We start from the raw sequence: 25,465 nt of genomic DNA, 5'->3' as shown, positions 1-25,465 counted from the left end.
TCCTGGCGATCCAACAAGGTCAATCGGGTACGTTTGTGTATGTTCATCTACAGTATTCTCCTGAATACTGTAAACAACGCTAGAAATTCTTACATATTACTCCTTATTTTAAATTCTAAGACCACTAAATTTAATTAATTTTTCATATATATACATATATCCCCCTATTTTTAGGGGTATGCATATTTTGTCGATAAAATGTCCTTATTGCAATAAGGATTTTGCTTATATTTTAATTTTTTTTTATTATCCAATAATCCGACATCAGAAATAACAATAAAATTACTATTATTCAATGCTTTAAAAGCAAAATAAAAAAGATATCACCAATAAAAATATTTCAAAATATCTGACAAAAATTCTATTAAAAATTTTTTATTTTCACTTCCTTAAAATCTCTTTTTAAAAATTTATCCGGCAATCTATATTGGCCATAATCGCAAATAACACGCGCTATCCGTTTCTTTTTACCGCTTGGGATACTGTCACTCGCTCATAGAATGAGCAATCATCAATTTAAGCCTTAACCGGCAATGGGCTCAGACTGGCCGCAAAATCTTCTTAATCCCGCCCAATACTTATCACAAAATAGTATAAGAATCAGTATGACGGATAAATTACATCATAAAGTTCGCGTGCTTGTTGCAGAAAATTTTGATCTTATTCGCATTGGCTTACGCGCTTTATTCAAGGATCACACTTCCATGCACCTGGTCGCCGAGACCGGCGATATCACAAATCTTTTTGCACTGGTCGCGGAGCATCGTCCCGATGTGGCGCTCATTGATTGGCAGTTAAGTGAATGTGATGATGCCGAGCACATTTGCAAATTAACGCGCTTGCACCCCCAGACCAAGGTGCTGGCATTCTCCGATTGCATCAGTGAGCCGATCAATTTACTAGCATTCCATTCCGGCGCATCGGGCATTATCAGCAAAAACCACTCCTCGCAAGCGCTCTTGAATGCCATCCATGCAATTCATGCGGGAGGAACCTGGTTTAACCGCGACACCACGGAGTTGGAGCAACCACAGCAATCCGATCCCGATCCACAGGCAGAAATGCGCTGCAATGACAACTTTTGGGCTCATCCTAAATTCAGCAATTGCGAACGCCGCATTGCCTTTCTGGCGAGCCAAGGGTTATCCGCCAAAGAAATCAGTGTGCGGCTGGATATTACGGAAAAAACTGTTCGTAACCAATTATCAGCAATCTATCGAAAAACCGGTGTCAAAAAACAAATTGAATTATGTCTAATAGCTTCTCAGTTTGACCACTTCAAGTAATCCTACACAATAGGGACATTTTTTCTGATAAATTCCTAATAATGGCATTTTCATAGGGACAAATGCCATCTATTTATCAACATGTAAATTTGATAAAATTCATCGCCAAATTAGTCAGATAGATTAATTTTTCTTTATAATCTATATATTACATAATATATCTCGAATGAATGCGAGATCTCGTGTATTTTGTGTACGACTCCTGCAAATAAATCAGCCCTTCCGCATCAGGGGCTTTATACAAATTTAAAATACTAAAAAGCATGGTCGAGGAGTCTCATACAAAAATACGTCTTTTGGTAGCTGAAAGTTTTGAGCTCGTGCGTATTGGCTTGCGTTCATTGTTTGAAAACCACCATTCCATCCGCCTCGTTGCAGAGGCCAGCTCAATCGAAGATTTATTCAAGCTGGCGGCGCAACACAAGCCGGATATCGTTCTCATGGATTTACAGTTGAGCGGTGGCAACTATGCCGAACATATCGCCAAATTGCTGCTTGCCTGTCCGCAAAGCAAGGTGCTGGCTTTTTCTCACCAGAATAGCGAACAGACGCATCTAAAAACCTTTCGCTCCGGAGCGATGGGCATTATCAGCAAGCATCACTCTTCCGATTTGCTGTTGAAAGCGATCCATGCCATTCATGCAGGTCAAATCTGGTTTGATCGGAACGTCACCAAACTGCTCTGGCAAGCGCAATTTGATTCCCATCCGCCGGTAGAAATACAAACCGATAAACGCTCATCGCAGCAACCCAGATTAAGCGATAGTGAACGCCACATTGCCTATCTGGCATGTAAAGGCTTATCGGCGAAAGAAATCAGCGCGCAATTACTGGTCACAGAAAAAACAGTCAGAAACCAACTTTCTGTTATTTATAGAAAAATTGGTGTAAAAAAACAGATTGAGCTGTGCCTGAAAGCACCTTTGTATAACTACTTCAAAGAATCCTACCTACTTGGGACATTCTTCCCACAAGATCACGAAAGATAGCATCATTTTAAGGACAAATGACTTCTATTTTGCAGAAGTTATGTTTGTTAAAATCCCTCTTTGATTAAATAGATAGCGAATTTCCACCTCTGCTATCCATTTCTCAAATCGTAGGCTTCACGCGAATCGTAGATCTCATGCAAAGAAAGTACCCGCACGCACTAACCGCGATGTATTTTCCCCTTACGGTTCGCTAATTACGAATTTTTTCACCTAAGGAGGGAACCTTAAATGTCGTTTCAAATTAATCAATCGAGTTGTGACATGCCGCTTTCACAGAGCGCCATCGAAACAACAAAGATTCCATACCGCTCGTTTTGCGCACGAGCCGCCGCCGGTTTTGTCCTGGCAATGTCGATATCCTTTATCGGCGCGGATAAGAGTTATGCCGCCGAACATGTGATCGAAATGACTGCCAAAGATATCTCAGACGATGGTTTCGGCAATAAATTGCTGGCATACCAAATGCTCAGCCATAAGATCGATGGCCTGGATGTTACGGACAGATACAGTAATGCCCCAACCATCCCAGGACCGATTATCGAGCTAACCGAAGGCGACAAGGTTAAGTTAACTCTTTTAAACGCGATTGACCCTGCCTATCCCGTAGCAGGCGCAAGCAAGCAAGTAAGTGTGCATGTTCATGGCGTGCATTACAAAATCCTGAGCGATGGCACACTCAGAGTCATCAATAGAAAACTGGACGAGGGCGCCGGGGAAGGTCCTGAAGATACCTTCGCATCGTATGAATACGAATGGGATGTTGCGCCTGGAACCGCCGGAACATGGCCATATCACGATCACAATTACGAAAACCATAACGGATCGGAACACAAAGGCTTGTTTGGCGCCATCATCGTCAATCCGGCAGCAACACCCAGACCGCAGAATAGTTATAAGTTTTCAAAAGAATATGTTCTCTATCTCGGAGACGATGCGTTCTGGGGTGTTGAAATCGATAGCACAACCAAAAAGCAAACCAAGCATGGCGTCAATCCAACGCTCAACGCGCCTAAAAACACCGATGTGCGGTTTCATCTCATCGCTTTAGGCACGGATCTTCACAACTTCACCCTGAATAACTACAAATGGTTTGATCCGGGTACACATAATCTTATCAATCAAGTTGCAATCGGCCCCCTGGAAAAACATGTATTCGTTATCCGATCTAAAAACAGTACGCAATACGTGGATAACAATTTTTCAAACAAATTACTGGGCATGAAAGGCCGCTTCATTGTTGATTAATAAGCAATATGCATCCCAATATTAAGGATCACGTCATGAAAGAACAGATTATAAAATTCAATAAACACATTGCGGCAATGGCAGTTGTTATGCTGTTTGCCGTCGGATTTTTGTCATCATCGATGGCAATGGCCGCAGTTCATAGCTTTAATTTCACAGCCAAAACTTTGCCGAACGGTCAATTAGGCTATGCCACGGGCGGCAGCGATGCGGAAGCCGTCATTCCCGGCCCGGCTTTGTTTGTCAAACAAGGCGATACCATTCAAGTCACGCTGACCAATAGCACCGCGGTCGATGTCGGTTTCAATGTTCCAGGCTTGGTCAATAGCAATAGCGCAAAGGCCACACCGGGTCAGACACAAAACTACACATTGCACGCCAACAAAACCGGCACCTATGTTTATCACGGCGATAACAATGGTAAAGAGCTGCTGGGGCTTTTCGGCGCCATCATCGTCGACAAGAAAAACGGCCCGATCGATAGTTTCGTCAACGGCGATGGCAGCATCGTTCCGGTCACACAGGCCGATATCGACAAACAATTTGTGTTGTTCATGGTCGGCTCGACATTCTGGGGCACCGAAATATCCGCCGATGGCGTGCAAAAACCGCTTTGGGCGGCACCTAATTTAGGCGCGGTTGAAAACGATCTGGTACGTTTCCATGTGTTGGCGATAGGCCCTGGCCACACGTTCCACTTGCATGCGCACCGCTGGCTCAAGACCGATACCGCAACGGTCATTGACACCAAATTGCTGAACGACGGCACCGATACTCACAGCTTCACCATTAAAGCCGGCAGCGGCGTAGGCCCGGGCGATTGGCAATTCCATTGCCACTTGATCGCGCACATGGAAGCCGGTATGCATGGCAGCTTCAGAGTCGATGCGGCTGGTAGCGGGGATGGCGCCAGTGTTGTCGGTGCATCGCCTTATGGCAATATCCTGTTAGGCGCGCGTCCGTCCGAACCGGGTGTCGTCACACTGGAAGTCAGCGACGAACCGGCCAGCTGGTTTAGAAGCCCGCGTGGAGACGCCATCGTCGGATTGCCTTTCGACATTAAATCCAAATCGCTGGAAGTCATGTATCCCGGCAGCAGCGTAAACTTCGTCATGTCCGACACCAATGGCGTACATACCATCAGCTCGCTGTTATGGCCTACCGGCGCGCATCATATGCCATTCGATCAAAGTGCAGCCTACCGTGGCGGTGGTATCGTCAAACTGACGACACCGGGACTGTATGTATTTACTTGTAAAGTACATCCGTACATGTTCGGTGCGGTGATTGTCGATGATCCGGAAACCGAAGGACTCGATTTAGGTAACCCGGCCATGGATTATAAGATCGATTTGGTGACCGGTATCACTGGATTGCCTACCAGCAGCGATTTGGCCGTTCGTTTATTAAGAACGTTCTTCGTGGCTACCTCACCCAGCAATTGGCAGGATTATTCAACCGGTATCTGGAACTTAAAATTTCCAACTTTACCGGTTAGAATTTCCGGTGCACCGTTCGGAAACATTCAAGACGGCGGTTTAGCCTTAGCGTTATCCGCGCTGAATGTGGTCGATGCACCTTTAGCCGTTGGCGCAGCACCGGAAAAACCCGGCGTTGGAGAAGTGTGGGTTAACACGCAATTTGAAAAAACTGCCGGAAAATACAAACCCGGCACCACGACAGTAGTAGATACCACCAACTGGACGGTTAAACGGAAGGTTGCATTGCCGGAAATCAACAACAACAATCCGCATAACATGTGGACCAATCGCGATCAATCGGTGATTTATCAAACCCAATGGTTCGATACCAAGTTATCGATGATTAACCGTGAAACGGGCGCCTTGATCAAAAACATCACCGTTGGTAACACGCCATCGCACGTGGTGACGCTGCCTTCCAACGATGATCTTACCATCGCGATCAACGGCGAAAACGGTGTTGCGATAATTCCTGCCGGCACCACCAGTGTCAGCAAAATGCTGCCGACTCAGGCGCATGGCCACACTTCAGCTAATCCGCATGGTCATTGGGTAAGCGCTGACGGCACCAAGATTGTGACACCGAACATCAACACCAATGATATCGGTATTTATGGTGCTACTGGCGGAATCCATGCCCGTACTCCAACGGGAAATAATGCTCCGGGCGCTCATCCGATCGCCATCGGTATGATGCCGGATTCCAGCAAAATCTACGCAGCCAACCTGTTGCATCATTCGCTATCGGTTGTTGATGGCGCAAACGGCGCGTTGTTGAAAACCATCAATCTGATCGCGGATTACAATCCTATCGATGGCAGCTTTGCCGACAACGATGGTAATGGAGCAATCGCCGTGGGTGTTCTGCCGATTCAATCGCCGGTTTCTCCGGATGGTAAAGCCGTTGTGATCGCCGCTACTGGCGGACAAATTGTCATCGTCGATACGAAGACTGACAAAATCGTCAAAATGCTGCCTTGCGATCCAGGATGCCATGGCGCCAACTTTGGCGCGAAAGAAGGTGGCGGTTATTACGCTTACGTTACCACCAAATTCGGTAACCGGCTGACGGTGGTTGATATCGATCCGGACAATAACGGTGATATCAGCGATGCGCATATCGCTGGCTATGTTTCTTTGGTGGATACTCCAAGCACCGCTAAGGATGACACTGTGAGCAGCTTGCCGGGATTCGGCGGACAGGGAGTTCTGGCTGTACCGAATGTCTACAATGGCTGGGTGCAAAACCTGCCGGATGTATGGAAAAGCGGTTTAACAGCTGCACAACGCAATCCTGTAGGACATTAATCTAATCCGTAACCATGAAGCGCAACTGCCAGCTTTAGCTGGCAGTTGCGCTTTTATCATTCGACACCATAGAAATGCACCCCAATATGGTGGGTCATGGATCTTGGCATTTTTGCCAATCGTATCAAATTAAAATTGACTGGCAACAAACTTCCCGGTCATATTTCCATCAATAGATCACAGTATGCAAGGCGCATAAAAAAACACCCCGCTAAACGAATAACGAGGTGTCAAGGCTTCGCTACGCGCTGATACTTTTCTGGCTGCTGCGTACGGAGCAATAAATAGAAAGATGAATCTATACTTTAAAAGCCGATTCCAACATAACCACCCGCGGTCATACCGCTCAAATTAACGCCATCTGTCCTGCCGGCTGTCAACTGATAGCGACCCTCAACACCTACAAAAAAATCCTTCCAGATGTTGTAATCAACACCCGCGCCAAATTGAACGCCAGGCACCAAAACCGTAATGGATTCAGATGGTGGACTCATGACGTGAACCGCCAAACCAGCAGGAATAAGCCAGGGTCTAATTTTTGACCCTTCGAAAAATTTGATTTTAGGTGATGCGGATACCGTAAATTGGCTAACCGTTACATTAATCGGATTTACTGCGCCGCCTGCTAACATACTTGGGGCATTACCTACTGCACCATTGCCCAGAACATGCGCGCCGAACTGTTTATACTCAAACATCAGTTCTGCAAAAACAGTCGTTTTTGGCAAAAGCCCCCACATATCTCTGGTTAGCCCCCAATCAATACCTGCCCCCACATACCAACCTTGTTTATCAGATTGATCCTGAGCTCCAACTGGCGATACTTGACTTTGTATGGATACGCCATCGCGATGATTCATCATGTGCGCAAAACCACCACGAAAATGCAGCATACGCGTTTTTTCTGTTATATCTGAACCAATCCGTTGTGTTATTGGGTCTACCCTTTCTACGAGCGCCGCCTTCCTCTCTTCAAGACTATTTATTTTCTGTTCTGTCTGAGTAGTGGCTTGCTCTATACTTTTAACCTTTTGTGCAGCCTGAGCGGATTCAGATTTCATTCTTTGCAGCTCAACTTGAATGGCCTGCAAGCTTTGTTCTAATTGCTTAATACGCTCAGCAGCTGCTTCATGCGCCACGGCGTGAGGCGCAGCCATCGCAGTAGCGGCTAAAACCGAACCGGCAAGAAAATTGACGGTTAATTTTTTATTGAGTGAAAAATACTTCATATAATTCTCCTTTAGAGGGTTAGTTTTTTTATTAGCAACTGACTTCAACCGCGACAGCATAAAAAAAAAGATTTACGGATACATTGATCTGCATCAACCTGACCGAAGAACGCTGTTAATACTTTGCTGCTTGCAGCAGAAGTACTTGATTTAAAACATCCTCAAAAATTGGGACATTTATCATATTCAACGGGATATTTGACTAATTGTTGTGCAGGGCGGCACTTCGGGATATATGTCACATATTTTCTCAAGCGGCGATTTGATAAAATCATTGATGAATTAGATAGATAGGGAAATTATTGCCAAAATGAACTCTTTTACACCGTTTCCACCCGTGGAAAATGCGCTTACCGAGCCCAACGGGTTATTGGCTGTGGGAGGGGATTTATCGCCGCAACGCTTGCTTGCGGCTTATTGCAAAGGCATTTTTCCTTGGTTCAATGAAGACGATCCAATCCTTTGGTGGAGTCCGGATCCGCGAATGGTGCTGTTTCCTGCCGAATTAAAAATTTCCCGGTCATTACGCAAGACGCTGAGAAAAGACCATTACCACATTTGCACGGACCGTAGTTTTACCCAGGTCATGCAAGCCTGTGCCGCACCGCGCAAAGATCAGGCAGGCACTTGGATACACCCGCAAATGGTGGCCGCTTACAGCGCTCTTCACCAAATGGGGCTGGCGCATTCAGTGGAAACCTGGATCAATGGTGAGCTCGCCGGGGGGCTTTATGGTGTTGCGCTAGGAAAAGTGTTTTTTGGCGAATCGATGTTCTCGCGCCAGCCGGATGCATCAAAAATCGCCTTCGTGCACCTGGTAAAGCAGCTACAATATTGGCAATTTGGCTTGATCGATTGCCAGGTCAGAACCGGCCATCTGGCGTCTTTGGGTGCGCGGGAAATTTCACGAACGGAATTCAGTCAAACATTGGATGACTTAATAACTGGAATCGAACCCGGCAACACATGGAATTTTGATCGTATTCCAATCGAATAATGAAAGATACCCGTGCTTAAATTTCATACCACCAATCCTTATTCATGCAGTTACTTGCCCGGCAAGCTCGCTTGCTCCGAGGTCGTTACGCCGGAACATCATATCGATGCGCAAGCTTATGGAAAATTAGTACAAGCCGGTTTCCGCCGCAGCGGTCATTACACTTACCGGCCATGCTGCGAGCATTGTCATGCTTGTCTGTCCGTACGGGTCAAGGTAGCCGACTTCGTGCCCAAGCGCGCGCAGCGCCGCGCCTGGAAACAACATCAGCAATTATCCGCGACCGTGCATCCGTTGCATTACAAACCGGCGCATTACGCGCTTTATCAACGCTATCAGACCCATCGCCATTTTGGCGGCGGCATGGATAACGATTGCCGCGAGCAGTATCACAATTTTCTATTGCAGAGTCATGTGAATTCCAAATTGGTCGAATTCCATGACAAGGAACAATTGCGCATGGTCAGTATTATCGATGTGCTGCCGGACGGACTGTCGTCGGTTTATACTTTCTACGATGCCGAGGTCGCTCAGGCGAGTTTTGGAACTTACAACATCCTATGGCAGATTGAACAGTGCCGGGAGCACCATTTGGAGTATCTTTACCTGGGCTATTGGATCAAAGAAAACCGGAAAATGCGTTATAAAGCCAATTTTCAACCGCTTGAAATCTTGATTAACAATCAGTGGGTTTTGCTGGATAACAGCATTCTTTCGTGAAATCGATTCAAACCGGCAACGCTTCAAACTAAAATCCTGGCATGTTCTACACACTTCTTCGCCCGCTTCTTTTTAAGCTTGATCCCGAATCTGCGCATCGCGTCACGTTCAATGGCCTCGAACTGGCCAGAAAGTTGGGTTTATTAACGCCTGCGGCCATCGCTTGCCCGGCTCGCACTGTCATGGGATTAAATTTTCCCAATCCGGTCGGGCTTGCCGCAGGATTGGACAAAAATGGCGAATATCTGGATGCGCTCGCCATGCTGGGATTCGGCTTTATCGAAATCGGTACGGTCACACCACGGCCGCAACCGGGAAATCCGGCGCCGCGGATATTTCGCATTCCCGAAGCCAATGCAATCATCAACCGGCTGGGTTTCAATAATTATGGCGTGGATCAACTGGTTGAAAACGTCAGACATTCAGCTTATCGCGGCATACTCGGCATCAATATCGGTAAGAATTTCGATACTCCGCTGGAAAATGCGGTTGACGATTATCGAACCGGTTTGCAGAAGGTTTACCCGTATGCCAGCTACGTGACGGTCAATATCTCGTCGCCCAACACGCAGAATTTGCGGCAGTTGCAAAGCGCCGATGCACTCGACCGGTTACTCGATCAATTAAAGTCGGAACAAGCCAAGCTGGCGCAACTACATGGAAAATATGTGCCGATGGCGGTTAAAATCGCTCCCGATTTGGACGAAACACAGATCCAAGCGATTGCCGCACTGCTGATAAAACATCGCATCGACGGTGTGATCGCCACCAATACTACGATTGCACGGACAGGCATCGAACACTTGCCGGCCGCACAGGAAAGCGGCGGATTGAGCGGCGCCCCGTTGACGCAACGCGCCACCGCGGTTATCCGGCAATTGCATAGCATGCTGCACGGCGCCATACCGGTTATCGGCGTCGGCGGCATCTTGTCGGCGCATGATGCGCAAGACAAGCTGGCGGCAGGCGCAAGCCTGGTACAGGTCTATACCGGTTTGATTTATCGCGGCCCGGATTTGGTTAAGGAAATTGCGCGGGCTATCTGTACTGATCACGCAAAAGAATCGAATTAACATGAATCAGTTGTTGATAGAACAAATCGACGCGCTATTGCCGCAAACACAATGCGGAAAATGCGGCTTCTCCGGCTGCAGGCCTTACGCGGAAGCGATAGCCGAAGGCCGCACGGATATTAATCAATGCCCTCCCGGGGATCAGGAAGTTATCCGGAAATTGGCCCAGTTATTGGGGGTTTCACCCAAACCGTTGAACACGTCGCATGGCTTTCCCAGACCCGGTAAAGTTGTTGCCAGAATTGACGAGCAATTGTGCATCGGCTGCACGTTCTGTACCCGGGTTTGTCCTGTCGACGCCATCGTTGGGGCTGGTAAACAAATGCACACGGTCATCGCCTCGGAATGCACCGGCTGCGAGTTATGCATCGCACCTTGCCCCATGGATTGTATCAGCCTTGTATCAGTCGCCGGGAAGACCGGCGATATACAGCAGAAGCAATCCGCCGATAACGCGCGCTCACGGTATCAATTCAGATTACAGCGATTAGCAAGAGAAAAACAAATCAGTCCCAAAGCGCCCAAATCCAAAGCCATTGCACAGCCGAAAATAACCCTGACTGCAGCGGAAGCGCGTAAGCACGCCATCGTGCAAGCAGCTTTAAAACGTGCCATGGCCATCCGCGCCCAAGCTGATAATAACCGGCCGCCGGTGAAATGACATGAATTCAGCCAAGCGGCACGAAATCTTTACTTGCTTGCAATCAAGCAATCCGCATCCTACGACCGAGCTGGAATATCGTTCCCCTTTTGAACTGCTGATCGCGGTTATTTTATCGGCGCAAGCTACCGACAAGAGCGTGAATCTGGCAACACGGAAATTATTTCCTCAAGCCAATACACCGGAGAAAATTCTTGCTTTGGGTGAAGCGGGTTTGCTGGAATTCATCAAAAGCATCGGGCTATATAAAACCAAGGCGAAAAATATTCTGGCTACCTGCCAATTGCTGATACAACAGCATCGCAGCGAAGTACCCCATACGCGCGAACAATTGGAAGCATTACCCGGCGTCGGACGCAAAACTGCCAATGTCATTCTGAATACCGCATTTGGCGAGCCCACGATTGCAGTCGATACGCATATTTTCCGGGTTGCCAATCGCACCGGACTAGCACCGGGCAAAAATGTGCTGGAAGTCGAATTAAAGCTGCTCAAGGCAGTACCGAAAGAATTTCGTCATGATGCACACCATTGGATGATCCTTCATGGCCGGTATGTCTGCAAAGCCAGAAAACCGGCTTGTGCAATTTGCACGATCAATCATTTATGTGAATTCAAGGACAAAAATTTTGCACTCTAATCACACTATTTATGTTTAAACCATCGAGAGAACAGGCACGGCAATTATTTTTCGACACATGGCGTAAGTACCGCCAGCGGGAAATATTATCCGGTATCGAAACGATCGCGCTCGAGGTCATACTGCTGCACCCGGAGTATCATGACATTCTCAGCGACCCCGAGCGCTATTTGGATAAGGATTACTTACCCGAAATGGGTGACACGAATCCATTCCTGCACATGAGCATGCACGTCGCGATCAAAGAACAGCTGTCCATTAATCAACCGGTTGGAATTTGCGAGCGATTTGCCCGTCTACAGAAGCAATGCGGGAGCGAACACGTTGCCGCGCATCAGACGATGGAATGCTTGGCAGAAATGATTTGGCAAGCGCAGCGCATGCAATCCGCGCCAGATGCCGGTATCTACTTCGATTGCTTGGATAAGCAGCTAGGTTCGGTCAATTAAAATGAAAGCGGGATAAAACCATCAACTGGTATTTATCCCGCTTCTGAATTCGTTGTCAGTTCAAATAAATATTATTTGTTTGAATTCAGACCACCTGCCTGGCTGGAATAGTAGAAAGCCAGGTTTTCAATATCTGCCGGGGTCAAATTGGCAGTCATACCCGCCATAATCGGATCATTCCGGGTGCCGGATTTATAATCTTTCAGTGCTTTTGCTATGTAAGTTCTGTATTGTCCGCCAATTTTGGGGAAATTTGGTGCCGGGCTATTGCCATCGACACCATGACAGGAAGCACAAACTTCCGCTGCTTTACTTTTACCTGCTTCAATATCAGCAGCCATTACTTGACTTGATAATATCAAGGCTGCTCCGCTTAGTGCAGCAATTAAATAATTCTTCATAATTCGTTCCTTGCGTGAATGACTCAGTTAATTTTTAGAATAGTATGCAGCAAGATCTTCTATATCTTGTTGAGACAATGTCTTAGCCAAGGCCGTCATGGTAGGATGGCTACGTGAACCATTTTTGTAACCTTCTAACGCTTTAATGATATATTCTGCATGTTGTCCGCCCAGTTTTGGAACATGATAAGCGCTAGGAAAAGCTGTTTTATAACCTACGATTCCATGACAACCCGAACACATTGATAGCTTGTCTTTTGCTGCCGCTGCGTCTCCAGCTGCTTGAGTTGTTCCCGAAAATGCCAAGAACATGCCCAAGGCAAGTAATAAATTCATAATCGATTTTTGTTTCATGTAAGCCTCCTTCTCTCAAAAGTTGAACTTTAAACGATGCGCCCGATTTGGTCAATGAATAAGTGTAAGCATGTCCATGTTGTTTATGGGGAAATTTGTTGCCCGAGCTACGTTTTTGCAGTAGATTTCGACTCCAATTCTTCCCATTTTGCAAGGCAGTCTGTCAATTCTTTTTCAATCGCTGCTGAGCGTGTTTGTAATACTTTTACTTCGTCTGGGTGATCACGATAAATTGCTGGTTCGTGCAAGCGCAAAGTAATATTGGCCTGCTCCCGTTCCAACGTATCAATTTTACCAGGTAATGCTTCAAGCTCACGTGCTTCCTGATAACTCAGTTTTTTAGTCCGAGCAGGCTTTGGCGCTGTAGAACCACTGTTTGGTGAGGTTTCCGGCTGCTTCGATAATATTTTTTGCTGATTGTTATTATCTTCAAACTGTTTTGCACGTATCCAATCTTCATAACCGCCAATATATTCACATAATTTTCCATTTCCTTCAAATGCAATTACTTGAGTAACGACATTATCCAGAAATTCCCGGTCATGACTGACCAAAAACAACGTACCGGAATAATCTTGCAACAACGCTTCCAGCAATTCCAGCGTTTCGATATCCAGATCGTTGGTGGGTTCGTCCAGAACCAACACATTGGCAGGACGGGTAAATAATCGCGCCAGCAGCAAACGATTGCGTTCGCCGCCTGAAAGTGACTTGACGGGCGAACGAGCGCGTTCCGGCGGAAACAAAAAATCCTCCAAATAACTGATGACATGCTTGCGCTTACCGTTAATCTCAACAAAATCCGAACCCGGGCTGATGGTATCCGTCAGAACCATTTCTTCATTGAGCTGCTCGCGCATCTGATCGAAATAAGCAACCGACAGCTTGGTACCTTGCTGAATGCTACCGGAATCCGGTTGCAATTCGCCCAGAATCAATTTTAACAGCGTCGATTTTCCAGCACCATTCGGACCCAGCAATCCCACCCGGTCACCGCGCATAATGCGGCAGGAGAAATCCTTGATAATCGCTTTATCACCGTAGCTTTTACTAACCTGCTCCAGCTCGGCAACCAGCTTACCCGAACGCTCCCCCGCATCGACATTGATATTGGCCTTTCCGACCTTGTCCCGGCGCGCCGCGCGTTCCAGACGCAATGCCTCCAGCCTTCGCACTCTGCCTTCGTTACGGGTGCGCCGCGCTTCGATTCCTTTGCGTATCCAAACTTCTTCCTGCGCCAGGAATTTGTCGAATTTCCGGTTATGTATCGCCTCGACTTCCAGCATTTCCGCTTTCTGGCGCTGATAATCGGAGAAATTACCGGAAAAAGCCTGTAAATTTCCGCGATCCAGCTCAATAATTCTGGTCGCCACGTTATCGAGAAAACGGCGATCATGCGTGATAAACAAAACGCTACCGGAAAAATCCCTCAGTAATCCTTCCAGCCATTCAATGGAAGAAAAGTCCAGATGATTGGTGGGTTCATCCAGTAACAGCACATCCGGCGATATCACCAGCGCACGCGCCAGCGCCACCCGCTTTTTTAACCCCCCGGAGAGATGATCGATCAAGGTATCCGCAGGCAAATTCAGTTTATCGATCACTGTTTCTATTTTTGCTTGCAGGTTCCATCCGCCGTCGACTTCCAAAGCGCCTTGCAAATCTTGCAGACGGATCAGCAACGTTTCGGTATTTTCCGGTGCTTCGCCTAATGCATGCGAGACTGCGTGATACTCCAGCAATATCTGGCTGATATTGCCCAAACCCGTGGAAACTTCTTGATATACCGTATTGGCAGGATTCAACAGCGGCTCTTGCGATACATACGCCAGCTTTAAATTGGGCGCGCGCCAGAGCCGGCCGTCATCGAGTTTAATCTCGCCTGCCAATGATCGCAGCAAACTTGATTTACCGCCCCCGTTTCTGCCGATCAGACCGGCACGCTCGCCCGGGTCGAGTTGCAAGTTGGCATGATCGAGCAGAGCATGGTGGCCAAAAGCCAGGCAGGCATTTTCCAGTGTAATGAGCGGCATCAGTGAAGTTTAATTTGGATAAAAACGATTGCGGGATTAATCAAGTTATTGATTTTGCATTTCCCGATAAACCAAGGGGGGCAATTCTGTCATGCTTTAGCCCGCTTGGCAAAAACAGCTGTAATAAAAATGGAGCCCGAAGGCTCCATTTCCCATCTCTGCGCGTCAAAAAGGCTACATTACTCGGCCGCCGCGGTGACGTTAATTTTCTTCGGTTGTACGGCTTCACGCTTCGGTATGACTACCTCCAGCACACCGTGTTTTGACGATGCGGAAATCGCTTCGGCGTTAGCGGTATCCGGCAGACTGAAACGCCGGTAGAAGGAACCGTATGTTCGCTCAACACGCTTGTAGCCTTCTTTTTCGGTTTTGCTTTCCGATTTTTTCTCACCTTTAATGGTGAGTACGCCATCTTCCATGCTGATATCGATTTCTTCCGGTTTCACCCCCGGAATATCCGCATGAATGACAAATTTGTCCGCTTCTTCCTTAATATCCACCGCAGGAGACCATTCCGCCGTTGCGGTAGAACCTTCCGCAACGTTACGCTCCAATTCTCTTTGCAGTTGACTCAACAATCCCCAAGGTTCATAACGTGTAATAGCCATACTTAATTCTCCTTATCAATTAAAAAAGCACATTGTGTAAGTTCAACATCAACGCCTCATTCAATCTCAAATGCTCTATATTTAATGCAGCGTTTTCACAGTTACAAAAAGTACACTTTCAAACCTGATATAAGGATCAATTATTTTTTTTCAAGCGTCCTGAAAAAACCATTCAATACGATTATTACAATTCCAGTTACAAATCAGATAGGTAACTGACGAGCGTAACGCCGCCGCAAGCCATAAAAGGCCACTGCAAGTACCGTCAGCAGCACAGCAACCCAGACTCCGTTCCGTTTCATCCACTCCGACAGATTCGCCTGGACGGAAAAATTCGCTTCGGCGAGTCCCAGCACTTTAGTGTCTGCCTGCACATTATCTTGCGTCACTATATGCAGCTGAAACCTTAACACTTGCTCCCCGGATGATTCCGGCGTCACGCGCCAGCGCCATTTGGCCGTACCGCCATAATCCGAAACCGGATCCTGCGCGCCTAATCTGTCAATTTCAAAATCATCGCCAGCAATCTCAGCCTTCATATTGGGCGACACCACACCGCGAATTCCATGTATCGAAGTTCCTTCGGAAGCCGTCGCCACAATCTCATTCAGAAACTTGGCAAGGTGTTTTGTTTCCAGATTGACCGCTACTTCAAACGGTTCATATTGTTTTACCTCGGACGGAATCGTAATCACCGTACTATCCAGCGGCAATTTCATGATTACCGGGTTATGTATCCTTTTAGCCGACAACATATGCAACACCGCATTGATCGAAAAAGGCACCAGCAACAAAACAGCCAACATGGCAATTGGCACGATGAAATTAAAATTCAAACCGGATTGAGGTTCTGAGTCACGCATGATTTCTCCAGCGATGGGTTCATATTCAGGAGCAAATCATAACATTGTTGAAGGACAAACTGAGCGAATCTCAGGTATAGCGAACGATGCGCCTCACTATGTGAGGGACATCCTACGACTCTCTCTTTACGAGTGATCCGGTAATTTGGGTTTTAAAAGATGATGCCGCATGAAAGCCATCGCGATGATTCAATGATCATCGCTGGTTTAAGGCATTTACCGGCGCAAAACTTTGCCGGTGTATTTTACAAGCGCCATATTCATGCAGTGCGGCCAAATGCGCTGTGGTTCCGTACCCTTTGTGCTTATCAAAGCCATAGCACGGATAAAGCTGGTGCAATCGCTTCATTTCCGCGTCACGTGCGGTTTTGGCTAAAATGGAAGCGGCTGAAATGGCGGGTATCAGACTATCACCCCGGATGATGGTGCGCACCGGACATGGCAAACGCGGGCTTTGATTTCCATCGACGAGCGCGATCTCGGGCACAAACGGTAAGCTATTCACAGCACGTTGCATGGCCAACAAGCTTGCTTGCAGGATGTTGAGCTGATCGATTTCTTCGACTGTAGCCGATGCCACAGCCCATGCGGCAGCATGTTGTTTGATCATGATCGCAAGCGCATCGCGCTTGTTTTCGCTTAACTTCTTAGAATCGGCCAGTCCAGCGATCGGGTGATCGGCTTTCAGCACCACACAGGCTGCATAAACGGGTCCGGCGAGGGGTCCCCGGCCAGCTTCGTCGACGCCGCAAATCAGCTCATTGGCGCATGGCGTTACGATGCTTCAGCCCCCCCCCGCTGCCAATCACTATTTCAATCGATAGGATCGGATCCTAGACACTTCTGGAGGTGCACATCAGTTGGGCTTCCGTCACGAGTTGTCCATCGACTTCCGCGCGCGCCGAATACTTCCAAAGTCCTTTGATTTGCCGTTCGATGGCCACTTTGAGGATTAACTGATCACCGGCGATGACCGGTTTCTTGAAACGGACACCGTCGATACCGACAAAATAGTAAACCGTGTCTTCTTTGTTAACCGTATCTTCGGTTCTCAGAGTCAGAATCGCGGCAGCTTGCGCTAATGCTTCGACAATCAAAACACCCGGCATGACGGGATGATGCGGAAAATGTCCGGAAAAAAACGGTTCATTTATGGAAACATTTTTTAATGCGACGATATCCTTGCCCGCTTCATATGAAATGACCCGGTCTACTAGTAAGATCGGGTAGCGGTGCGGTAAGTATTTTAAAATTTCGTGAATATTCATGGTGCTCATTTTATTTTCCTTTCTAGCCCTAAGGGCGCGATCAGCATTGACCGAATTGTGACTTATTCTTTATCGAGCGTTTTAATCACTTTATCCGTGATATCGATGCGCTGGCTTCTATACACCGAGTCTTGCAATTGTAATATCAGATCATAGTTTTCCGCTTCAGCGATTTTGCTGATCGCACGATTGGTGCGCTCCAGGATGACACTGTATTCTTCGTTCTGGCGCACGCTCAGATCCTCGCGCATTTGGCGCTGCGCGCGTTGATATTCCCGGCTCAGGTTAGCGAGGTTTCTTTCCAGATTACGCCGCTCGGTTTCTTCCATCTTGATGCTGTTTTTTTCCAGCTTATCTTGCAGGTTCTTGGCTTCTAAAGCCATTTTCTTGATTTCTTCGTCACGCGGCACGAATTCCTGCTCGATTTTTTTCTGCGCCAGGAGCGCCGGTTGCGATTCGCGCAGAATCTTTTCGGTATTCACTACGCCGATCTTGATATCGCCAGCAAAAGCAACCGCAACCATGAACCCGCAGGCAATGGCAGCGGCAGTTACCACCATAACCAGATTGCGCCGCTGTTGGTTGATTTGTTGTTTCAACATATACGCTACCGGAGTCTCAACTGAATCAGAATTGTTGCCCGAACATGAACTGGAATCTTTGCAAATTATCGCCAGGCTGGTCATTCAAGGGTTGTGCGATACTGACCTTCAACGGTCCCATCGGCGAGACCCAGGTAAGCGCCAGTCCGGCCGAGTAACGCATAAAATTATTCAGATCGCCGAATTTATTGAATGTAGTACCGCCGTCCAGGAATGTGCTCAAGCGCAACGATCGATCGTCTTTCATAAAAGGAACCGGAAACATCAGTTCAATATTACCCACAACGCGCTTGCTGGCGCCAACGGCAAACAAGATTGAATTGCTGTTTGAAGTATTTGTAAACTGATCGCGAGGACCCAAAGAGTTCAAATTATATCCCCTGACGGAATTATTACCGCCGGCAAAAAAGTTTTTGAAGAACGGCAATGAATGTCCGGTATATCCATCACCGTAACCGGCTTCGCCATTCAGCATCAAAGTGAAGAAATCGGTAATGGGGAAATACCATTTTTGATTGTAACTGACTTTATAGTAATTCAAATCTCCACCGGGCACACTGACTTCACCGAACAATCGATGCGTCGTGCCGGAAGTGGGCCAGATGGCGCTGTCACGGCGGTCTCGAGCCCAGCTGACGGTCAATGGAAAATTATTGGTCGATGTGCCGAATTCCTTGACAAAATCCAGATAACGCCTTGGACTATCGTCAAAAGTACCGATATGGGTATTTTCCGCAGCCAATCCGAAAGAAACGATGTCGCCTTCGGCAATCGGTATACCCAAGCGGACGCCGGCCCCGACCGTCTCCGTTTTAAATGCACCCACTTGCGTTAAAGGGCGGGTATTCAAGTCCCGCTTGTAAACATCGAAGCCGAGACTGACACCATCCACGGTAAAATAGGGATTGGTGAATGAAGCGGCATAGGTTTTATTGATAAGACCGGTATTAACATCCAGACTGAAAAAATTACCGGTACCAAAAATATTGTTCTGAGAAACCGAGCCATTCAGAATAATACCTTGTTGTTGCGAATAACCTGCACCGAACATGATGGATCCGGTTGGTCTTTCTTCCACTTTGACATTAATGTCCACCTGGTCCGTTTTATTGGGTACGGCAGGCGTTTCGACATTGACGCTATTGAAGAAAAATAAACGGTCCACACGCACTTTGGAGAGATTGATATTTTTCGTGGAATACCAAGCACCTTCCATTTGCCGGAACTCGCGCCGGATAACTTCGTCGCGCGTACGGTCGTTGCCTGTAATGTTGATTTTCCGGATATAAACCCGGCGGCCAGGATCAACAAAGAATGTAAATCCAGCTTGCCGTTTTTCATGATCGATTTCCGGCGATGCATTGATATTGGCAAAGGCATAACCATCGTCACCCAGGCGGTCGGTCATGGATTTGATCGACTCGGTCAGCTTTTGCCGGGCAAATACCGCGCCGCTTTTGAGCAAAATGAGTTTACGCAATTCTTCTTCCGGTACGATGGTATCGCCAGCCACTTTGATATCGGAGACGGTATATTGGGCGCCTTCGGTCACGTTGACGGTGATATAGATGTCGCGTAAGTCCGGTGTAATCGATACTTGCGTAGATTCAATATTGAATTCAAGATAGCCGCGATCCAAATAGTAAGAACGCAGCGTTTCCAGGTCGGCGGCTAGCTTCTGCTTGGAATATTGATCATTCTTGGTGAACCAGCTCAGTAAATCGGGCTTTCTGAGAACCAATATGCCACGCAACTCTTTGTCGGGAAATTTTTCATTACCGACAAAGCTTATTTTTTTAATTCTGGCCGTGCGGCCTTCCTTGATGTCAAAATTAATCGCCACACGGTTACGTTCAAGAGGCGTTGTAGTTGTGGTAATTTTGACGGCATATTTGCCGCGGCTGATGTACTGACGCTTCAATTCCAGCTCCGCTCTTTCCAGCAACGAGCGGCTGAAAATCCGCGATTCCGAAATGCCCGCCTGCTTTAATCCCTCAAGCAGTTTGTCTTTCTCGAATTCCTTCGCGCCATTGATAGCGATTTGCGCAATCGCCGGTCGCTCTACAACTTCCACGATCAAGATGTTATTTTCGGATTTTAATTTTACATCTTTGAAAAAACCGGTTGCATAAAGCGCCTTGATCGCTTCGGTGGCTTTGTCTTCATTCATGGCATCGCCGACTTTAATCGGCAGATAGCTGAATACCGTACCGGCTTCGGTACGTTGTATGCCTTCAACACGGATATCTTTGACGATGAAAGAATCGCCGGCCCAACAGGAGAACGCATAAAAAAAACTGACAAGCGCAGCGGCAAAATGCTGGAATTTCATTATCTAGCCAGTGATAAGCCGGTTAATATCGTTATAGATGGCAAATGTCATCAGAGTAAACAGCATGGCCATGCCAATCTTCTGCCCAATGATGATGGCTTTGTCAGGAAGCGGATTGCCTCTGATGATTTCAATTAGATAATACATGAGGTGTCCGCCATCCAGAATCGGGATCGGCAATAAGTTTAAAACACCGATGCTGACACTGATCAATGCCAGAAATGCCAGATACGACACCAGCCCCATCTGTGCGGATTGACCGGCATAATCAGCGATCGAGATCGGTCCGCTGACATTTTTCAGAGAAACATCACCGGTGATCATTTTGGATAGCATTTGCAATGTCAGTATGGTCGTTTCCCAAGTTTTCTCGATGGCTTTTTGGAATGCTTTGCCGGGAGAATAACTGACGGTGACGAGCAATTCGTCAAACTCAGCCTGATTGATAACGGGCGCCACACCAATTTTGCCGATTTGCTTGCCATGTTCAGCCGCTGCCTCCGGCGTAACGGTCAGCGCAATCATTTCGCCGTTGCGCAAAATCTCCAGCTCTAGTGTCCTTCCGGGGCTTGAGCGGATTTCTTTGACAAAGTCCATCCAAGTATGGATTTCCGTATCATACACAGCGATGATTTCATCGCCTGTTTGCAGCCCGGCTTTGTCGCCAACACCACCGGCTATGACTTGTCCAATGACAGGCTTGATGGTGGGTTGATAACTGGTGAGTCCAATAATGCCTGGAAAATTTTCATTGAGCTTGTCCGGATCGACACGGCTGAGATCCAATTTGCGCAAATTGATCTCGCCATTTTTATTAACGGTTTGTATCGTGACGTTCGCGGATTGATCGATGGCATAGCGTAATAAAGCCCAACGCGCATCCTGCCAGCTGGCGACCGGCTCGTTTTCGATGCTGACAATGGTCTCGCCTTCTACGAATTGTGCATGAGCGGCAGCTGTAGCGGGCTCGACCGGCCCGACCACGGGCTTCATGCCGTTAACACCGAGAATGAAAAGCAGCCAATATAAAACAATCGCTAACAAAAAATTGGCTATAGGTCCGGCAGCTACGATCGCAAAACGCCGGGCGACCGGCTGGCGATTGAATGCGCGCGGCAAATCCTCCGCCGCAACGTGGCCTTCATTTTCATCCAGCATCTTGACATAGCCGCCCAGTGGAATAGCGGCAATCACCCATTCTGTCCGGTCTTTTCCCCAGCGCTTGCGGAAAATTGGTTGACCGAATCCAATGCAAAACCGCAGCACTTTCACACCATTCCAGCGCGCCACCAGATAATGGCCAAACTCATGAAATGTAATCAATATACCCAGGGCCAGTATGAACGAAATGATAGTATAGGTTATTGACATATGGGTTTATTACGTAAGGGATGCAGGTAGAAGGGGTGTTGTGACCGCACGATACTTATCATTTCACTGCCGATGCTGATTGAATAATACGCGATACTATCATTAATTTAGGAAAATAGAATCTAGTCGCTGTAACAATTTACTTACGCGGATTATTGCAGGTTTGCGAGCCAATTCCGCGCTGCATCACGGGCCAGTGCGTCTGTTTTCAATACGTCATCCAATGTCGCCATTTCTTCATGCCGCACGGTTTTCATGGCATGCGCAATCATGACCGGGATGGCGGTAAACGGCATACGTCGTTTAAGAAACGATTCCACTGCGATCTCATTGGCAGCATTCAGCACTGCGGGCATATTTCCGCCTGCGGAGAGTGCTTGATAGGCTAACTCCAAACACGGAAACTTTTTAAAATCAGGCTCTTCAAAATCCAGGTGAGCAACCTTGAACATATCCAAAGCGGACACTCCGCTTTCTATCCGCTCAGGGAAGCCCATCGCATGGGCAATGGGTGTGCGCATATCCGGATTCCCCAATTGCGCAATGACCGAGCCATCGACATAAGCAACCATGGAATGAATGACACTTTGCGGATGAATCACTACCTGGATTTTCTCCGGTGGCGCCTCAAACAGCCAATGCGCCTCAATCACTTCTAATCCTTTATTCATCATGGTGGCGGAATCCACCGAGATTTTCTGTCCCATGTCCCAGTTCGGATGCGCACAGGCTTGCTCCGGTGTTACGCTTGCAAGCGACTCCAGCGGTGCGCGCCGGAATGGCCCACCCGAAGCGGTGAGTAAAATGCGGCTGATACCCGCTGCCGTCAAATTGCCATTGAAATGATGCGGCAATGACTGATAGATGGCGTTATGCTCGCTGTCGATCGGCAATAATGTGGCATTGTGCTGCTTGACCAAATCCATAAAAATACGTCCGGCCATGACCAGCGTTTCTTTATTGGCGAGCAGCACCAGTTTTCCGGTTCGTGCTGCCGCAAACGTCGGACGGATCCCGGCAGCGCCCACGATGGCGGCCATTACGGCGTCGACTTCGGGAAGCGAAGCCACCTTTTCCAGCGATTCGATACCGGCCAGCACTTCCGTTCGGATCCCGGCTGCTTTAATTGCATCGGCCAGTTGCCCGGCGCTGGCCGTATCCAGCATGACTGCAAATCGCGGCTGAAAGCGCTGACACTGTGCGAGCATCTTTTCGACACTGTGATTGGCCGTTAATGCAAAAGCCTGAAAGCGATCCGGATGCCGTGCGATAACATCCAATGTGCTCTCTCCGATACTGCCGGTAGAGCCAAGAATAGTGATTTGACGGATAGTTTTCATAGTGCTGGGGAATAAAAAATGAGTAAGGCTAAAATGGCAAAGGGCAGCGAAGAGGTCAAAGCGTCGATTCGATCTAAAATACCGCCATGACCCGGCAGAATATTTCCACTATCCTTAACACCCGCCTGACGTTTCATCAGCGATTCGTATAAATCACCGATGATACCCAATATCGCCATCAGCAACAGCAACGGTATCAATTTAGCCGCTAAAGATTCTTCAATAAACCAGAAATCCCAAGCCAGACCATAAATGAATACTGCGATAAGCGCGCCAAACACCCCTTCCCAGGTTTTGTTCGGACTAATCTGACTGGCAAGCTTTCGTTTACCCAATGATCTTCCGGTGAAATAAGCTGCGGTATCGGAAATCCAGATAGTTGCCATGAAGCCCAGTAAAAGCTCCGGACTGATGGCGCGTAATTGGTACAACGCGAGACATGTGGGTAACAAAAGCATCCAGCCGGTCAGCATCAGGAGTAGCGGATTTTTAATGGTGTAAAGCTGCTTCAGATAGGGCGGCACACTGATGATCCAAAAAGCGGCCGAAACAATATAAACCCAGATCAAATCGGAAGAGTAAACATTGATTTTCAACGATTCACTCATTTGAAACAACAACTCCCCCCCAACGAATGTGGTCAGGAGCATAAAAATGATGGTATTTCTTACTGAAAATCCGGCTAACCGGCTCCATTCGCGCGATCCGATCACTGTCAGTGACAGTAGCACTATCGCCCAAAAGATATCTTGCAAAAAAAACAGTGCCGATAAAAATAAGGGAAGAATAACAATTGCAGTGAGAATGCGGGTTTTAAGCATGAAAAGTAATCTTTTTATCCTTCAGCGGATAGTTTCATTTGCAGCTGCTCGCTGGTACGGCCAAAGCGGCGCTCGCGCTGCTGATAAGATTGAATGGCCAGTTCAAGTTCACGCTCGTCAAAATCGGGCCATAACGTATCGGTGAAATATAATTCAGTATAGGCCAGTTGCCATAGTAAAAAATTACTGATGCGGTATTCACCGCCAGTGCGAATAAATAAATCCGGTTCAGGCGCATAGCTCATGGACAGATATTGCGCTAAACTTTCTTCTTCAAAGTTAAGCGGCAGGTCTTTCGATTGTGCCATCATCTTGCGCATGGCCTGCATGATATCCCAGCGGCCGCCATAATTGGCCGCAATCGTAAATGTGAGACGTGTATTGTTGGCAGTGAGTTGCTCACCAAGACGAATGAATTCTACGATTTTAGGATCGAATTTTGATATATCGCCGATAACTTTAAAACGGATGCCATTTTCATGCAATTTGGCGATTTCCTGCTCCAATGCGCCAAGAAACAGTTGCATCAGAGACGTAACTTCATCCGAAGGCCGCCGCCAGTTTTCGCTGCTGAAAGCAAATAATGTGAGGAAAGCAACGCCGCGTTCCATACAGGCTTTAATAACACCGCGAACTGTTTCGACACCTTGCTTATGTCCGGCAATCCGAGGCATATAACGGCTTTGCGCCCAACGGCCGTTACCATCCATAATAATGGCAATGTGTTTGGGTATTGCACCTCTCTCGGGTATTTCTCGGGTTGAACTCGGGCCTTGAGGCATATCAAACCGCCATCAGTTCGGCTTCCTTAACCTGTAAAACCTTATCAATTTCTGAGATATAGCGATCGGTTAACTTTTGAATTTCGTCTTGACCCCGGCGCTCCTCGTCTTCTGATATGTCTTTCGACTTTAGTAAGTCTTTTAAGTGTGCATTCGCATCCCGGCGAATATTACGCATGGCCACACGTACTGCTTCCGCCTCATGCTTAACCACTTTGATCAGATCACGGCGGCGTTCTTCAGTAAGCGCCGGCATGGGCACACGAATCGTTTCGCCTACCGGCATCGGATTTAAACCCAAATCAGATTCGCGAATAGCTTTTTCGATGGCGTTAGCCATTTTCTTCTCCCAAGGGATAACTCCGATCGTCCGCGCGTCTATGAGGTTGATATTGGCGACTTGGTTGATTGGCGTTTGCGCGCCATAATAATCAATAGTGACATGGTCCAGCAGACCAGTGTGTGCTCGCCCGCTTCTAACTTTACTCAAATCCACTTTCAATGCTTCCAGGCTTTTTTGCATCTTTTGTTCAGCGGATTTTTTTACATCGGCAATCATAATATCCTATCCCTCTTGAATCTATTTCAGAAGACCCGACTATCGTAGCA

General features: G+C 47.5%; 25 protein-coding genes. 10 read left to right on the top strand and 15 right to left on the bottom strand.

The window, feature by feature from the left end; translation table 11 throughout:
• Positions 1–605: 605 nt before the first annotated feature.
• From ABD07_RS08495 to ABD07_RS08480, 4 genes are all read left to right on the top strand, one after another.
• A complete protein-coding gene (locus ABD07_RS08495; RefSeq protein WP_160817923.1) occupies positions 606–1,286 on the top strand; it encodes a response regulator transcription factor in 681 nt (226 codons plus the stop codon).
• A 263-nt stretch (positions 1,287–1,549) separates the two neighbouring features.
• Positions 1,550–2,275, top strand: a complete 726-nt coding sequence (locus tag ABD07_RS08490) for a response regulator transcription factor (protein ID WP_160817922.1) — start codon at positions 1,550–1,552, stop codon at positions 2,273–2,275.
• A 231-nt stretch (positions 2,276–2,506) separates the two neighbouring features.
• On the top strand, positions 2,507–3,523 hold the full coding sequence (locus ABD07_RS08485; RefSeq protein ID WP_108699473.1) for a multicopper oxidase domain-containing protein: 1,017 nt from the start codon (positions 2,507–2,509) through the stop codon (positions 3,521–3,523).
• Positions 3,524–3,558: 35 nt separating this feature from the next.
• The gene (locus ABD07_RS08480; RefSeq protein WP_240142481.1) at positions 3,559–6,312 is read left to right on the top strand and encodes a multicopper oxidase domain-containing protein; all 2,754 of its coding nucleotides are present in this window, start codon (positions 3,559–3,561) and stop codon (positions 6,310–6,312) included.
• Between the two features lie 305 nt (positions 6,313–6,617).
• Here ABD07_RS08480 and ABD07_RS08475 read toward each other — a convergent pair whose 3' ends face one another.
• Positions 6,618–7,541, bottom strand: coding sequence for a porin family protein (locus ABD07_RS08475; RefSeq protein WP_160817921.1), 924 nt, complete (start codon positions 7,539–7,541; stop codon positions 6,618–6,620).
• 310 nt (positions 7,542–7,851) lie between these two features.
• On the opposite strand from ABD07_RS08475, the gene aat reads away from it, so the two are divergent.
• The 6 genes from aat to ABD07_RS08445 are packed head-to-tail and all read left to right on the top strand — an operon-like array spanning position 7,852 to position 12,081.
• Positions 7,852–8,538 carry a leucyl/phenylalanyl-tRNA--protein transferase gene (gene aat, locus ABD07_RS08470; protein WP_164502798.1) on the top strand — a complete coding sequence of 229 codons (687 nt, stop codon included), beginning with the start codon at positions 7,852–7,854 and terminating at the stop codon, positions 8,536–8,538.
• Positions 8,539–8,550: 12 nt separating this feature from the next.
• Entirely contained in the window at positions 8,551–9,258 is a 708-nt protein-coding gene (locus ABD07_RS08465) for an arginyltransferase (protein ID WP_160817920.1), read from the top strand.
• 41 nt (positions 9,259–9,299) lie between these two features.
• A complete protein-coding gene (locus ABD07_RS08460; protein WP_160817919.1) occupies positions 9,300–10,331 on the top strand; it encodes a quinone-dependent dihydroorotate dehydrogenase in 1,032 nt (343 codons plus the stop codon).
• Between the two features lies 1 nt (position 10,332).
• Positions 10,333–10,992, top strand: a complete 660-nt coding sequence (locus tag ABD07_RS08455; protein ID WP_160817918.1) for an electron transport complex subunit RsxB — start codon at positions 10,333–10,335, stop codon at positions 10,990–10,992.
• A 1-nt stretch (position 10,993) separates the two neighbouring features.
• Positions 10,994–11,632 carry an endonuclease III gene (gene nth, locus ABD07_RS08450; RefSeq protein ID WP_160817917.1) on the top strand — a complete coding sequence of 213 codons (639 nt, stop codon included), beginning with the start codon at positions 10,994–10,996 and terminating at the stop codon, positions 11,630–11,632.
• An 11-nt stretch (positions 11,633–11,643) separates the two neighbouring features.
• A complete protein-coding gene (locus ABD07_RS08445; protein WP_160817916.1) occupies positions 11,644–12,081 on the top strand; it encodes a DUF1841 family protein in 438 nt (145 codons plus the stop codon).
• 71 nt (positions 12,082–12,152) lie between these two features.
• Here the strand turns inward: ABD07_RS08445 and ABD07_RS08440 are convergent, their stop codons facing one another.
• The 14 genes from ABD07_RS08440 to frr all read right to left on the bottom strand — a co-directional run bounded on the left by ABD07_RS08440 (position 12,153) and on the right by frr (position 25,415).
• Positions 12,153–12,482, bottom strand: a complete 330-nt coding sequence (locus ABD07_RS08440; RefSeq protein ID WP_108699466.1) for a c-type cytochrome — start codon at positions 12,480–12,482, stop codon at positions 12,153–12,155.
• A gap of 27 nt (positions 12,483–12,509) precedes the next feature.
• Positions 12,510–12,836, bottom strand: coding sequence for a c-type cytochrome (locus ABD07_RS08435; RefSeq protein WP_108699465.1), 327 nt, complete (start codon positions 12,834–12,836; stop codon positions 12,510–12,512).
• A 107-nt stretch (positions 12,837–12,943) separates the two neighbouring features.
• Positions 12,944–14,869 (bottom strand): ATP-binding cassette domain-containing protein, encoded by a 1,926-nt coding sequence (locus tag ABD07_RS08430; RefSeq protein ID WP_160817915.1) that lies wholly within the window; start codon positions 14,867–14,869, stop codon positions 12,944–12,946.
• 179 nt (positions 14,870–15,048) lie between these two features.
• The gene (locus ABD07_RS08425) at positions 15,049–15,477 is read right to left on the bottom strand and encodes an Hsp20/alpha crystallin family protein (protein WP_108699463.1); all 429 of its coding nucleotides are present in this window, start codon (positions 15,475–15,477) and stop codon (positions 15,049–15,051) included.
• A gap of 203 nt (positions 15,478–15,680) precedes the next feature.
• Positions 15,681–16,340 (bottom strand): hypothetical protein, encoded by a 660-nt coding sequence (locus tag ABD07_RS08420; protein ID WP_160817914.1) that lies wholly within the window; start codon positions 16,338–16,340, stop codon positions 15,681–15,683.
• A 196-nt stretch (positions 16,341–16,536) separates the two neighbouring features.
• A complete protein-coding gene (rnhB, locus tag ABD07_RS08415) occupies positions 16,537–17,097 on the bottom strand; it encodes a ribonuclease HII (protein WP_160817926.1) in 561 nt (186 codons plus the stop codon).
• Between the two features lie 76 nt (positions 17,098–17,173).
• Positions 17,174–17,617: a 3-hydroxyacyl-ACP dehydratase FabZ gene (gene fabZ / locus ABD07_RS08410; RefSeq protein ID WP_108699460.1), complete on the bottom strand. Its 444-nt coding sequence runs from the start codon at positions 17,615–17,617 to the stop codon at positions 17,174–17,176.
• A 53-nt stretch (positions 17,618–17,670) separates the two neighbouring features.
• A complete protein-coding gene (locus tag ABD07_RS08405; protein WP_160817925.1) occupies positions 17,671–18,168 on the bottom strand; it encodes an OmpH/Skp family outer membrane protein in 498 nt (165 codons plus the stop codon).
• Between the two features lie 67 nt (positions 18,169–18,235).
• The gene (gene bamA, locus ABD07_RS08400; RefSeq protein ID WP_160817913.1) at positions 18,236–20,542 is read right to left on the bottom strand and encodes an outer membrane protein assembly factor BamA; all 2,307 of its coding nucleotides are present in this window, start codon (positions 20,540–20,542) and stop codon (positions 18,236–18,238) included.
• 3 nt (positions 20,543–20,545) lie between these two features.
• Complete coding sequence (rseP, locus tag ABD07_RS08395) at positions 20,546–21,913, bottom strand: RIP metalloprotease RseP (RefSeq protein ID WP_160817912.1); 1,368 nt, start codon at positions 21,911–21,913, stop codon at positions 20,546–20,548.
• 152 nt (positions 21,914–22,065) lie between these two features.
• Positions 22,066–23,253, bottom strand: coding sequence for a 1-deoxy-D-xylulose-5-phosphate reductoisomerase (gene ispC / locus ABD07_RS08390; RefSeq protein WP_160817911.1), 1,188 nt, complete (start codon positions 23,251–23,253; stop codon positions 22,066–22,068).
• Positions 23,250–24,074, bottom strand: coding sequence for a phosphatidate cytidylyltransferase (locus ABD07_RS08385; RefSeq protein ID WP_108699456.1), 825 nt, complete (start codon positions 24,072–24,074; stop codon positions 23,250–23,252). Before ABD07_RS08385 ends, ispC begins: the two co-directional genes overlap by 4 nt.
• A 14-nt stretch (positions 24,075–24,088) precedes the next feature.
• On the bottom strand, positions 24,089–24,856 hold the full coding sequence (uppS, locus tag ABD07_RS08380) for a polyprenyl diphosphate synthase (protein WP_160817910.1): 768 nt from the start codon (positions 24,854–24,856) through the stop codon (positions 24,089–24,091).
• A gap of 1 nt (position 24,857) precedes the next feature.
• Entirely contained in the window at positions 24,858–25,415 is a 558-nt protein-coding gene (gene frr, locus ABD07_RS08375; protein WP_108699454.1) for a ribosome recycling factor, read from the bottom strand.
• Positions 25,416–25,465 lie beyond the last annotated feature (50 nt).

It is taken from the genome of Nitrosomonas oligotropha (genome assembly GCF_009833085.1).
In the GTDB taxonomy this organism is placed as follows: Bacteria; Pseudomonadota; Gammaproteobacteria; order Burkholderiales; family Nitrosomonadaceae; genus Nitrosomonas; species Nitrosomonas oligotropha.
The sequence above is the reverse complement of the archived record's forward strand: the minus strand, read 5'-3'. Positions and strand labels throughout refer to the sequence as shown.